Annotated in this window: 10 protein-coding genes and 1 pseudogene; 1 reads left to right on the forward strand and 10 read right to left on the reverse strand. The window is 69.0% G+C overall.

Annotated elements, in window-relative coordinates; genetic code table 11:
• The 4 genes and pseudogenes from ACFTZL_RS31375 to ACFTZL_RS31390 form a co-directional block, all read right to left on the reverse strand.
• Positions 1 to 631, reverse strand: a pseudogene (locus ACFTZL_RS31375) (hypothetical protein); the annotation flags it as partial.
• Between the two features lie 155 nt (positions 632 to 786).
• Positions 787 to 1,197 carry a DUF6113 family protein gene (locus ACFTZL_RS31380; RefSeq protein ID WP_382589455.1) on the reverse strand — a complete coding sequence of 137 codons (411 nt, stop codon included), beginning with the start codon at positions 1,195 to 1,197 and terminating at the stop codon, positions 787 to 789.
• Positions 1,194 to 2,054, reverse strand: coding sequence for an N-acetyl-1-D-myo-inositol-2-amino-2-deoxy-alpha-D-glucopyranoside deacetylase (gene mshB, locus ACFTZL_RS31385; protein WP_382589458.1), 861 nt, complete (start codon positions 2,052 to 2,054; stop codon positions 1,194 to 1,196). The genes ACFTZL_RS31380 and mshB overlap by 4 nt, the downstream gene beginning before the upstream one ends.
• 61 nt (positions 2,055 to 2,115) lie before the next feature.
• Positions 2,116 to 2,310, reverse strand: coding sequence for a hypothetical protein (locus ACFTZL_RS31390; protein ID WP_010047829.1), 195 nt, complete (start codon positions 2,308 to 2,310; stop codon positions 2,116 to 2,118).
• 177 nt (positions 2,311 to 2,487) lie between these two features.
• Between ACFTZL_RS31390 and ACFTZL_RS31395 the strand changes: the two genes are divergently transcribed.
• The gene (locus tag ACFTZL_RS31395; RefSeq protein ID WP_382589461.1) at positions 2,488 to 4,611 is read left to right on the forward strand and encodes a prolyl oligopeptidase family serine peptidase; all 2,124 of its coding nucleotides are present in this window, start codon (positions 2,488 to 2,490) and stop codon (positions 4,609 to 4,611) included.
• A 124-nt stretch (positions 4,612 to 4,735) separates the two neighbouring features.
• Here the strand turns inward: ACFTZL_RS31395 and ACFTZL_RS31400 are convergent, their stop codons facing one another.
• From ACFTZL_RS31400 to ACFTZL_RS31425, 6 genes are all read right to left on the reverse strand, one after another.
• Positions 4,736 to 5,146, reverse strand: coding sequence for a VOC family protein (locus ACFTZL_RS31400; RefSeq protein ID WP_382589464.1), 411 nt, complete (start codon positions 5,144 to 5,146; stop codon positions 4,736 to 4,738).
• An 83-nt stretch (positions 5,147 to 5,229) separates the two neighbouring features.
• On the reverse strand, positions 5,230 to 6,378 hold the full coding sequence (locus ACFTZL_RS31405) for an ABC transporter ATP-binding protein (protein ID WP_382490334.1): 1,149 nt from the start codon (positions 6,376 to 6,378) through the stop codon (positions 5,230 to 5,232).
• On the reverse strand, positions 6,371 to 7,429 hold the full coding sequence (locus ACFTZL_RS31410) for an ABC transporter ATP-binding protein (protein WP_382589467.1): 1,059 nt from the start codon (positions 7,427 to 7,429) through the stop codon (positions 6,371 to 6,373). Before ACFTZL_RS31410 ends, ACFTZL_RS31405 begins: the two co-directional genes overlap by 8 nt.
• An 11-nt stretch (positions 7,430 to 7,440) precedes the next feature.
• Complete coding sequence (locus ACFTZL_RS31415) at positions 7,441 to 8,409, reverse strand: ABC transporter permease (protein ID WP_382589470.1); 969 nt, start codon at positions 8,407 to 8,409, stop codon at positions 7,441 to 7,443.
• Positions 8,402 to 9,328 carry an ABC transporter permease gene (locus ACFTZL_RS31420; RefSeq protein ID WP_382589473.1) on the reverse strand — a complete coding sequence of 309 codons (927 nt, stop codon included), beginning with the start codon at positions 9,326 to 9,328 and terminating at the stop codon, positions 8,402 to 8,404. The genes ACFTZL_RS31415 and ACFTZL_RS31420 overlap by 8 nt, the downstream gene beginning before the upstream one ends.
• A gap of 147 nt (positions 9,329 to 9,475) precedes the next feature.
• Positions 9,476 to 11,116 carry an ABC transporter substrate-binding protein gene (locus ACFTZL_RS31425; RefSeq protein WP_382589476.1) on the reverse strand — a complete coding sequence of 547 codons (1,641 nt, stop codon included), beginning with the start codon at positions 11,114 to 11,116 and terminating at the stop codon, positions 9,476 to 9,478.
• Positions 11,117 to 11,708 lie beyond the last annotated feature (592 nt).

Raw genomic sequence — 11,708 nt, forward strand, 5'->3', positions numbered from 1 at the left:
GCCCGGCACCGTTCGTACCGCCGGACCGGGAGCCGCCCGGCGCGCCCATGGAGCCGACCACCCCTCCGGGCCGCCCGGCACCCGGCCGGGCCCCGCCGGACGCACCGGCACCGGGAGCGCCCGCACCAGGGGCGCCCGCGCCGGGACCGCCCGCAGCCGGGTTCGAACCGCCCGGCAGACCGGCCCCGTTGGTGGAACCGCTGCCCTGACCGCCCGGACCCGTGCCGGACTTGCGGGGCGCGAACCAGTCGCTGGTCGGCTTGTCGTCGGCGGGCTGCGCGGGCTCGGCGGGAGGCTCGACCGTGCCGGTGCCCCTGGATGTGGCGGCACCCGGCGCGGAGGCCTCGTTGCCGGGGCCCGCACCGGTCCCGGTGTCGCCCGAGCCCTCCGAATCCCCGACGGGCTTGCGCACCACCACGGGCGGAATGGGCCGTGACCCGGGGATGTTGATCCGGATCCGGGTCGTCAGCGTGGTCTCGGTCTTGCGTTCCTCCGGCCGCGCGGCCGAACGGCCCGCGTCCGTACCGGCGTCGGAGACCTTGGGGGTCCCGTACGGCGGCGTACCCGACGGGTAGGCGGCTCCACCGCGCCCGTTGGGCCCGGAGGACGGAGTGTCAGTTTCACGACTCAAGGCAGGTTCTCCCGGTTGGCTCCGCCGCCCGACACAACCTCACGCGGGCAGCTCGGCGGCGCGCACCACCATACTGGCCACTTCTCGCCCGTATCCCACGACCGCCGGGAATCCCACACCGGACCCCCACGGGCACGTCCTGGCGAAGTGGTACGTCACTTGGCAAGTCGGACGGGACCGCCGTCCGGTTGCCGCCCCGGGGCAAGGGTGGCGCACATCACAGCCACACCGATGCCCCCGAGCAGGAAGAGATAGGAGCCGCTCCCCGCGGCGAAGAGGAAGTCGCCCTCGGGACGGCTGGCCGTGAGCAGGACGACGGCGAGCAGCCAGCCGGCGGCGGCCGCGACGCCCCCGATCCGGCCGCGGGTGACGCGGGCCGCGCCCAGGACGGCTCCGGCCTCCCCGGCGAGGGCGAGCAGCAGCCCGCCCGGGAACCACGCCGGCTGCACCAGTGCCCCGGCCACGCCGACCACGGCCCCGAGCAGGAAGAACCCCAGACAGGCGGTGACCCGCGCGGCGGACGGCGGCCGCATCGGCTGGGCGAGCATCGGACTCCGGTCGCTCATGAGGCCTCCTCGACACCGGCGAACAGGTCCGTCTCCCGCTCACCGGGGCCCTGCTCGCCCCGCACCAGCTCGTAGTACTCGGTCGCGAGGATCGGCTGGGCGAGTTCGTTGGACAGCACGAAATACGGCTCGGCCACGGTGACCTGGGTGGCGTGGGCGCGCATCGCGGCGGCTTTGGCACCGGCGTGCGCGGTGCCGTCGATCACCGCGGTGATCTGCTCCTCGGCCACCACACCGGGTACGTCGTCGACCGCGGCCGCCGTGGTGAAGGGGAGGCCGGGCAGGTCGTCACGGAGCCGGGCGAAGGACTCCTCCACAACGGGCCGGGGGACCCGGTTCCAGTAGATCTTCGGGACCGGACGGCCGGCCTCGGCGGAGAGTTCCGCCGCGCGCATGGCGACGCGGTGGGCCTGGATGTGGTCGGGATGGCCGTAGCCGCCGTCGTCGTCGTAGGTGACGAGGACCTGGGGGCGTACCTCGCGGATCACCTCGACGAGGTGGGCGGCGGCCTCGTCGACGTCGGCCTGCCAGAAGCAGCCGGGGTCGTCGTTGTCGGGCAGGCCCATCATCCCGGAGTCGCTGTAGCGTCCGGCGCCGCCGAGCAGGCGGACGTCCTGGACGCCGAGCTCGGCCATGGCGGCGGTGAGCTCGCGGCGGCGGTGCTCGCCCAGGGCGGCGCCGGTCAGGTGCGCGAGCTCGGGCGGGATGACCTCGCCGCGTTCGCCGAGGGTGCAGGTGACCAGGGTGACGTGGGCACCCTCGGCCGCGTACCTGGCCATGGTGGCGCCGTTGTTGATCGACTCGTCGTCCGGGTGCGCGTGCACCAGCAGCAGACGCCGGTCGGGCAGTTCCGTCATGGACCCACCCTACGAGGTCCCGCGACCCCGGCTCACGAGGCCGTACGCGGGACCCGACCGGTCAGAACTTGATGCTGCCGATCATGCCCGCGATGTTCGTCGTCAGCTCGTTGATGGTGGGAGCGACGGTCGAGGAGGCGAGGTAGAAGCCGAGCAGCATGCACACCACCGCATGCCCGGCTTTCAGTCCTGACTTCTTGATCAACAAGAAGACGATGATCGCCAGCAGCACCACCGCCGAAATCGAGAGTGCCACGGCGGCTCACCTCCAAAGATCCACAAGGTCGCGGGGGGTCGGACTGTGGGGGCATTAAATCCGTACAGCAGCCAGCAGGTTCATACCCACTATGCGACATTGATCATAACTATCCGTCCGTGCGCATCGATCGGCGCACGGCCGCACAAGGGGGCGCATGGCCAATATGGTCAGGGCATGACGACCGAGCCTGACTCCTTCCCCCGACGGCACGCCCGCACCCAGCGCTTCACGCTCGGTGCGCCGCGTTCGTTCAGCGTGGCGCCCGACGCCTCACGTGTTGTGTTCCTGCGCTCCGGTTCCGGTACGGACCGCGCGAGTTCGCTGTGGGTCCTCGACATGGAGGAGGGCTCAGAGCGCGTGGCCGCCGACCCGAGCGCCCTGCTGGGCGGTGCCTCGGAGGACCTGTCGCCCGAGGAACGGGCGCGGCGTGAGCGCAGCCGCGAGGGCGGGGCCGGCATCGTCGGGTACGCCACCGACTCGGGCGTCGAGTTGGCCTCTTTCGCCTTGTCAGGGCGGCTTTTCGCGGCCGAGCTGCGGGCCGGGACGGCGCGTGGACTGCCCACACCAGGGCCGGTGATCGATCCGCGTCCGTCGCCCGACGGGCGGCACATCGCCTACGTCGCGCAGGGCGCCCTGCGCGTGGTGGGCGCCGAGGGGGACGGCGACCGGGCGCTCGCCGAGCCGGAGTCGGAGAATGTCTCATTCGGGCTCGCCGAGTTCATCGCGGCCGAGGAGATGGGGCGTTCGCGCGGTTTCTGGTGGGCTCCGGAGTCGGACCGGCTGCTCGTGGCCCGGGTGGACGACACTCCGGTGGAGCGGTGGTGGATCTCCGACCCGGCGCATCCGGGGCGTGAGCCGCACCAGGTGGCGTATCCGGCGGCGGGCACCGCCAACGCGGAGGTGCGGCTGTTCGTGATCGGTCTGGACGGGTTGCGCACGGAGGTCGCCTGGGACCGGGCGCGGTATCCGTATCTGGCGCATGTCCACTGGTCAGCGGCGGGCGCACCGCTACTGCTCGTACAGGCGCGCGATCAGCGCAGCCAGCTCATCCTGGCCGTGGATCCGGAGTCGGGCGCGACGCGGATGGTGCACGCCGACGAAGATCGAACATGGCTTGATCTTTTCCCCGGGGTGCCGTGCTGGAGCCCGTCCGGGCAACTGGTCCGGATCGCGGACGAGGGCGGTGCGCGGGTGCTGGCGGTCGGGGAACGGCCGCTCACGGGAGCGCAGTTGCACGTCCGGGCCGTGCTGGACGTCTCCGACGACGACGTGCTGGTCTCGGCGTCGGCGGGCGAGGAGGCCGGCGAGGCGGAGACGGGCCAGACGCATGTGTACCGGGTGAACGAGCTGGGCGTGGAGCGGGTGTCTCAGGAGCCGGGCGTGCACTCGGCGGCGCGGGCCGGGGACGTCACGGTTCTGGTCTCGGCGACGCTGAATCGGCCAGGTGTGCGGGTGCAGGTACTGCGCGACGGAAAACCGACGGCGACTGTCCCCTCTTACGCCGAAGACCCTGGTATGTCCCCCCGCGTGACGCTCACCGAGGGGGGCGCACGCCGCATCCCGTGCGCCGTGCTTATGCCTCGGGACTACGCCGGTGACACCCCCCTGCCGGTGCTCATGGACCCGTACGGCGGGCCGCACGGGCAGCGGGTGGTCGCCGCGCACAACCCGCACCTCACCTCGCAGTGGTTCGCGGACCACGGCTTCGCGGTGATCGTCGCGGACGGCCGCGGCACGCCCGGCCGGTCCCCCGCGTGGGAGAAGGGGATCCACCACGACTTCACGCTGTCGCTCGACGACCAGGTGGAGGCACTGCAGGATCTCGCGCAGCGGTACCCCCTGGATCTCTCCCGGGTGGCGATCCGCGGCTGGTCCTTCGGCGGCTGGCTGGCCGGCCTCGCGGTGCTGCGCCGCCCCGACGTCTTCCACGCGGGCATCGCGGGGGCGCCGGTGACGGACTGGCACCTCTACGACACGCACTACACGGAGCGGTACCTGGGCACCCCGGCGGAGCACCCGGAGTCCTACGCGGGGAGCTCCCTGGTCACCGCCGACGGGCTGTCCTCCCCCGCCGAGCCGCACCGGCCCCTGATGGTCGTGCACGGCCTCGCCGACGACAACGTGGTCGTCGCCCACGCCCTGCGCCTCTCCTCGGCTCTCCTGGCCGCCGGCCGCCCGCACGAGGTCCTGCCGCTGTCCGGGGTCACGCACATCACCCCGCAGGAACAGGTCGCGGAGAACCTGCTCCTCCTCCAGGTCGACTTCCTGAAGCGCTCCCTGGGCATCACCACCGCCTGAGCGCACGGCAACGGGCCGGGACGACATGGTGCGCCCCGGCCCGCTTACGGCACCCGCACGGCCGTACGCTGTCCAGCGTGCCGCGTCCGTATATCGGGACCGGGTCGGCGAAGTTGCTTGCGTGTTAACGCAGTTGGCGGGGGTTTGTGGGTGCTTCGGCGGCCACGAGCTCGACCTCGAACCCGTCCGTATTGGCGAGATAGGCGGCGTGGTGCTCCGGGCCCCCGGCATGGGGATAGCGGTCGGCGAAGAGGAGCGCCCAACCGTGTGCGGGCGCCTCGCGGGCCAGCTCGTCGACCTCCGCGGCTGTCCCGGCGTGGAACGCCAGGTGATTGAGGCCGGGCCTCATGCGGTCGTGCTCGGCCCCACGCAGGGCCGGGGACTGCTCGACGACGAGGTACGTCGCGCCCAGGCGCCAGCTGCGGCCGTGCTCCCACTCCTGGTACGGGGCGTAGTTGAGACGGGCCAGGAGCCAGCCCCATTCGCGGGCCGCGCGGGGCAGATCGGTGACCCACAGCTCGATGTGATGCAGCATTTCCTGACCTCGCCGGAAAGGCCGGTTCCCGGCGCCCTCGTCAGAAGGCACCGGGAACCGTGAGGGACGTCATCGCGCGGCCGTCAGGCCGCGTGGACCACGTCCTTCTCCTCTGCGAAGTGGCAGGCCGACTCGTGGGCCGCCGGGGTGTCCTCGCCCTTGAAGCGCTCGGGGACCGCGAGGAGCGGGGTTTCCTGGGCGCACTTGTCCTGGGCCTTCCAGCAGCGGGTGCGGAAGCGGCAGCCCGAGGGCGGGTTGGCCGGGGACGGGACGTCGCCGGTGAGGATGATGCGCTCGCGCCCCTCGCGGGACTCCGGGTCGGGGACCGGGACGGCCGAGAGCAGCGCCTGGGTGTACGGGTGGGTCGGGTGGTCGTAGATCTCCGTGTCCGAGCCGATCTCGGCCATCTTGCCGAGGTACATCACCCCCACCCGGTCCGAGATGTGCCGGACGATCGACAGGTCGTGCGCGATGAAGAGGTAGGAGAGGTTGAACTCGTCCTGGAGCTTCTCCATCAGGTTGATGACCTGCGCCTGGACGGACACGTCCAGCGCGGAGACCGGCTCGTCGCAGATGATGATCTCGGGGTTGAGCGCGAGGCCGCGGGCGATGCCGATGCGCTGGCGCTGACCGCCCGAGAACTGGTGCGGGTAGCGGTTGATGTACTCGGGGTTGAGACCCACGACGTCCAGCAGATCCTGGACCTTGCGGCGGCGGTCGCCCTTCGGGGCCACCTCGGGGTGGATCTCGAAGGTCTCGCCGATGATGTCGCCCACCGTCATACGGGGGTTGAGCGAGGTGTACGGGTCCTGGAACACCATCTGGATGTTCCGGCGCACCGCCTTCAGCGCACGCCCGGACAGCTTGGTGATGTCCTGGCCCTTGTAGAAGATCTCGCCCGCGGTCGCCTTCTCCAGCATCATCAGCAGCTTGGCGACCGTGGACTTGCCACAGCCGGACTCGCCCACGATGCCGAGCGTCTCGCCCTGGTAGAGGTCGAAGGAGACCCCGTCCACGGCTTTGACCGCGCCGATCTGACGCTTGAACAGGATGCCCTGGGTCAGCGGGAAGTGCTTGACCAGGTTGCGGACCTGCAGGATCGGCTCACCGCGCTCGACCGGTGCCTCGATGGCGGCGACGGCCTCCGCGTCGGTGGCGGCCTCGACCGTCTCGACCTCGGTGACGTTGGGGGTGGCGTCCATGGACTCGTCCGTCTTCTCCAGGTCAGCCATGGATCGTCTCCTTCCAGAAGTGGCACGCGCTGCCGCGGCCGGCCAGCTCGCCGCCGTCCCGCTCGGTGACCGGGTGCAGCAGCGGGACGTCCGTACGGCAGATGTCCTGCGCCTGCGGGCACCGCGGGTTGAAAGCGCAACCGGACGGGATACGCGTCAGGTTGGGCGGCAGACCCTTGATCGCGTACAGGTCCTGGCCCTTCTGGTCCAGGCGCGGGATCGACTCGAGCAGACCCTTGGTGTAGGGGTGCGCGGGCCGCTTGTACAGCTCGTGCACCGGGGCGGTCTCCACGATCCGGCCCGCGTACATCACCGCGATCTTGTCCGCGACGTCGGCGACGACGCCGAGGTCGTGGGTGATCAGGATGAGGCCCATGTTGTACTCGCGCTGCAGCTCCGCGAGCAGGTCCATGACCTGGGCCTGGACCGTCACGTCGAGAGCCGTGGTCGGCTCGTCGGCGATGATCAGGTCCGGCTCCAGGGCGAGCGCCATCGCGATCATGATGCGCTGGCGCATACCCCCGGAGAACTGGTGCGGATAGTCGCCGACGCGCTCCTTCGCGGCCGGGATCTTCACGCGGTCCATCAGCTCGATGGCCTTGGCCTTGGCGTCCTTCTTGCTCAGGCCCTGGTGGACGCGGAACATCTCGCCGAGCTGGTAGCCGACGGACAGCACCGGGTTCAGCGCGGAGAGCGCGTCCTGGAAGATCATCGCGATCTTCCTGCCCCGGATCTTGCGCCGGGCGTCGCCGGACATGGTGAGCATGTCCTCGCCCCGGTACAGGATCTGGCCCTGGGGGATCCGCCCGGGCGGCATGTCGAGGATGCCCATGATCGCCTGCGCGGTCACGGACTTGCCGGAGCCGGACTCGCCGAGCACGGCGAGGGTCTCGCCGGACGACACGGTGTAGTTGACGCCGTTGACGGCCTTGGCCACACCGTCACGGGTGTGGAACTCGACGTGCAGGTCGCGCACTTCGAGCAGGGGAACGTCACCCTCGGCCGCGCCTCGCGGCTCGGGCACGTTCCTGGTCTTGTCGATAGTCGTCACGTACGCCCTCCTCAGCGCAGCTTCGGGTCAAGGGCGTCGCGCACCGCGTCGCCGAGCATGATGAACGCGAAGACCGTGAGGCTGAGCATGCCCGCCGGGAACAGCAGGGAGTGCGGGTTGTCCCGGACCACCTTGCTGCCCTCGGAGATGTCGATGCCCCACGAGATCGTCGGGTCGCTGAGGCCGAGGCCGAGGAACGACAGCGTCGCCTCCGCCGAGATGTAACCGCCGAGGGCGATCGTGGCCACGACGATGGTCGGGGCGATGGCGTTCGGCATCACGTGGCGGAACAGGATCCGCGTGGTGCCGGCACCGAGCGCCCGGGCCGCCGTCACATAGTCGGCCTGCTTCGCCGTGATGACGGAGCTGCGCGTGACGCGGGCGATCGAGGTCCAGCCCAGGCAGGCCAGGGCCAGGATGACGACGTACACCTTGCGCTCGGCGAAGGCGTTCAGGACGACCATCGTGCCGAGCAGGAACGGCAGACCGAAGAAGATGTCGACGATCCGGGAGATCATCGAGTCGATCCAGCCGCCGAAGTAGCCCGCCAGCATGCCCAGCAGACCGCCGAGCAGGGTGACCGCGGCGGTCACACAGACGCCTACGAGGATCGAGGCGCGGGTGCCGTGGATGACGCGCGAGTAGATGGAGCGGCCCTGCTGGTCGTAGCCGAACCAGTCGGGCTGGAAGAAGTGCCCCAGCTCGGGCTTGCCCAGGTAGTGGTTGACGAGGTCGCCGTCCCGCGGGTCGGCGCTGGTGAACCAGCCGGGGAAGACGGCGATCACCACCAGCAGCACCAGCAGCACCGAGGAGACCCAGAACATGGGGCGGTGCCTGAGGTCGTACCAGGCGTCGCCCCACAGGGAACGGGTCTTCTCGCTCTTCTTGCCGCCGTCCTTGGCGGGCGCGTCGACGGCCGGCGGGGCCACGGCGTCCACCCGGGCGGAGTCGGTGGTCTCGGCCTTGGTCACGTCAGGCATACCGGATCCTCGGGTCCAGGACCGCGTACAGCAGGTCGATGAGCAGGTTGATCAGGAGGATGACGAGGACGAGCACCGTCACCACACCCGTGACCGTCGAGCCCTCGCTCGTCTGGATCGCCCTGTAGAGGAGGTTGCCGACACCCTGGATGTTGAAGATGCCCTCGGTGATGACCGCGCCGCCGATGAAGCCGCCGACGTCGGTGCCGATGAAGGTGACCACCGGGATCAGCGAGTTGCGCAGCAGATGGACACCGATGATGCGGCGCCGGGGCAGGCCCTTGGCGAGCGCGGTGCGCATGTAGTCGGCCCGCAGGTTCTCCGCGAAGGTCGTCCGGGTCAGCCGGGCTACGTACGCCATGGACAACATGGCGAGGACGAAGGCCGGCAGGAACAACTGCGAGAAGTCCGTGGAGTCCTGGACGTTGGGCGGTAGCCAGCCGAGTTCGTCCGCGAAGATGAACCGGGCGATGAAGCCGAGGACGAAGACCGGGATGGAGATCACGGTCAGCGTGAAGACCAGGACACCGGTGTCGGCGGCCTTGCCGGCCCTGAGACCGGCCCACGCGCCGAGGCCCACACCGATGATGATCTCGATGGTGATGGCCAGCAGCGTCAGCCGCAGTGTCACCGGGAAGGCCTCGGACATGAGCTCGGTGACCGGACGGCCGGCGAGGTTCTTGCCGAAGTCTCCCTGGATGAGGTTCCACATGTAGTGGACGTACTGTTCGAGGACGGGCTTGTCGAAGCCGTACTCGCGCTTGATCTGCGCGATCTGTGCGGGATCGGGAGCCTTGTCCCCGTAGATGGCCCGGACCGGGTCGCCCGGCAGGATGTGGACCATCAGAAAGATCAACAGAGTTGTCCCGATGAAGATCGGGATCATCTGGAGCAGTCGCCTGGCGGCGTAGCGCCCCATCTTGCGCCTCCATGCCGTGAGGGGTCGGCGAGGGCCTGCGCACTCATCTCTACCGCAGGTTAGGGGGGTGAGGTGGAGGCCTTTGCCTACGGACCGGCGCCGCCGCTCCCCTGACGGGAGAGGCGGCACCGGCCTGCGGTCGTCTTCTTACTTCTGCTTGACCTGAACCTCGTCGAAGATCGGGTCACCGTCCTGGCCGTAAGGGATCTTGCCCAGGATCTTGGTCGACTGACCGCTGTTGACCTTGTAGAACCAGAGCGGGATCGCCGGCATGTCCTTGGCGAGGAGCTGCTCCGCCTCCTGGTACTTCGCCACGGTCTCGTCGATCGAGCTCGCCTTGTCCGCCTCGGAGCTCAGCTTGTCGAACTCCTTGTTGGAGTAACCGCTGGTGTTACCGGCCGACGTGGTGCCGTACAGGTCGCGCATGAAGTTCGAGTTGACCGGGTAGTCGAGCACCCAGCCACCGCGGTACATGGACTTGACCGCGTCCTTGTCACGGGCGTCGAGGTCGGCCTGGAAGGTCGGCTTCGGGTCGCCGGTGCACTCCACGCCGGTGGCCTTGCGGATCGAGTTGCAGACCGCGTCGACCCACGGCTTGTGGTCCTGGTCGGCGTTGTACTGGATCTGGATCTTGTTGCCCGGGACGCCGCCGTTGTCCTTGATGAGCTTCTTGGCCTGGGCCGGGTCGAACTTGACGATGTCGCCGAGCGCGCCCTTCTTGTAGCCGAGGACGCCGGGAGCGACGTAGGAGTCGGCCGGGGTGCGGGTGCTCTGCAGAACGGTCTTGGTGATCGTCTGGCGGTCGATCGCCATGGACAGACCCTGGATGACCTTGGGGTCGATGTCCTTGAACTGCTTGGTGTAGAACGCCGGGACGATCGACTGGACGGCCGAGTACGGCTGGTCGATGGCGCGGTCGCCGAGGTCCGACTTGTAGTTCGTCAGCGCGGTGGTCGGGACCTGCTCGATCCAGTCCACGTTGTCGGAGCGCAGGTCCGAGTACGCGGCGTCGGCGGTCGTGTAGTTCTTGAAGTCGATGCCGCCGTTCTTGGCCTTGTTCGGGCCCTGGTAGTCCGCGAACTTGCGGACCTTGATGAGCTTGTTGTGCTCCCAGGAGACGAACTTGTACGGGCCGTTGCCGACCGGCTTCTGACCGAAGCCCTTCGGGTCCTTGAAGAAGGCCTCGGGCAGCGGAGCCCACACGTCGTAGCCCAGCTTGTACGCGAAGTACGACACCGGCTGCGTCAGCTTGATGGTGAAGGTGTTGTCGTCGACGACCTTCAGGCCCGACATCTTGTCGGACTTCGGGTCACCCTTCTCCGGGTGCACCTGGTCGAAGCCCACGATGTCGGCGAACCAGCTGGAGTTGGTCTGGTTGTTCTTGATGTTGGCCGACCAGTTCCAGGAGTCCACGTAGGACTTGGCGGTGACCGGGGTGCCGTCGTGGAACTTCCAGCCCGGCTTGAGCTTGACGGTCCACTCGGACGAGTCGTCGTTCGGCGTGACCGACTCGGCGTTGATGTACTCGAGCTTGCCGGTGCCGGGCTCGTAGTCGACCAGGTTCGCGAAGACCGTGCGCAGGACACGGCTGCCCTGGCTCTCCTTGGCGTTGGCCGGCTGCAGCGGGTTCTGAGGCTCGCTCAGCTGCGCAGTGACGATGCCGTTCGGGTCGGCCTTGCCCTTGTTCATGTCGTCGCCGGCACTGTCGTCGCCGCCGCCGCAGGCGGTGGCGGCCAGGGCGACGACTATCGCCCCCGCGACCCACTTGGCGCTCTTGGCACCGCGCATGGGTTCCTCCTAGGAAGTCATTGGTTCACCGCAAAGGGAGCACAGGACAGATCACGGCGCCCGCCCGTCGCCGGTGCCGGAAATTTGTCGAGTGCCCCCGCGCTCGTGAGTCGGCGCCGCTGCCGGCGAGTGACCCGTTCATCCGAGCTCTACGCGCCTAACTATCTGCCATGCGCCCAGACCGAACCACACTCTCGAGGTCTCGGTTCGATCACAGCTCAGGCCTACATCTTCCAAAATCCGGACAAAGGGTTTGGTGAAAGATCCCTGCGAAACGGACTTGTTACACATCTATCGGTGGCAGGTGTCCGTATTCCGGACGCAAGAATGAGATAAACGGGTTGCGACTCCCGTGGCTGCCGTGCAGGGTGCCCCGGGCAGCTGTCGCCCTCTCAAAAGGCCTCCGCCGCAGGGCCGTTGTGCGGCACCGAATCCGGGCAGGGCGAAGCACTTCCGCGACAGGCTAGTGGGAGCAGGGCGTTCCGGACGGCTTTCCCCGCCAAATCGAGGGTTTTCCCTCACCCTTGCCTTCGCGTCATCTCTTCTTTACGACGACGACGCCGGGGGCCCCCCCAATGGGGGGGGCCCGGCT

Source organism: Streptomyces sp. NPDC056948, assembly GCF_042674225.1.
Classification (GTDB): domain Bacteria; phylum Actinomycetota; class Actinomycetes; order Streptomycetales; family Streptomycetaceae; genus Streptomyces; species Streptomyces purpurascens.

Excerpts from the sequence above, each read along its gene's own strand:
- ACFTZL_RS31380 (WP_382589455.1), bottom strand. The coding sequence starts at position 1,197 with ATGAGCGACCGGAGTCCGATGCTCGCCCAGCCGATGCGGCCGCCGTCC.
- mshB (WP_382589458.1), bottom strand. The coding sequence starts at position 2,054 with ATGACGGAACTGCCCGACCGGCGTCTGCTGCTGGTGCACGCGCACCCG.
- ACFTZL_RS31395 (WP_382589461.1), top strand. The coding sequence starts at position 2,488 with ATGACGACCGAGCCTGACTCCTTCCCCCGACGGCACGCCCGCACCCAG.
- ACFTZL_RS31400 (WP_382589464.1), bottom strand. The coding sequence starts at position 5,146 with ATGCTGCATCACATCGAGCTGTGGGTCACCGATCTGCCCCGCGCGGCC.
- ACFTZL_RS31405 (WP_382490334.1), bottom strand. The coding sequence starts at position 6,378 with ATGGCTGACCTGGAGAAGACGGACGAGTCCATGGACGCCACCCCCAAC.
- ACFTZL_RS31415 (WP_382589470.1), bottom strand. The coding sequence starts at position 8,409 with ATGCCTGACGTGACCAAGGCCGAGACCACCGACTCCGCCCGGGTGGAC.
- ACFTZL_RS31420 (WP_382589473.1), bottom strand. The coding sequence starts at position 9,328 with ATGGGGCGCTACGCCGCCAGGCGACTGCTCCAGATGATCCCGATCTTC.
- ACFTZL_RS31425 (WP_382589476.1), bottom strand. The coding sequence starts at position 11,116 with ATGCGCGGTGCCAAGAGCGCCAAGTGGGTCGCGGGGGCGATAGTCGTC.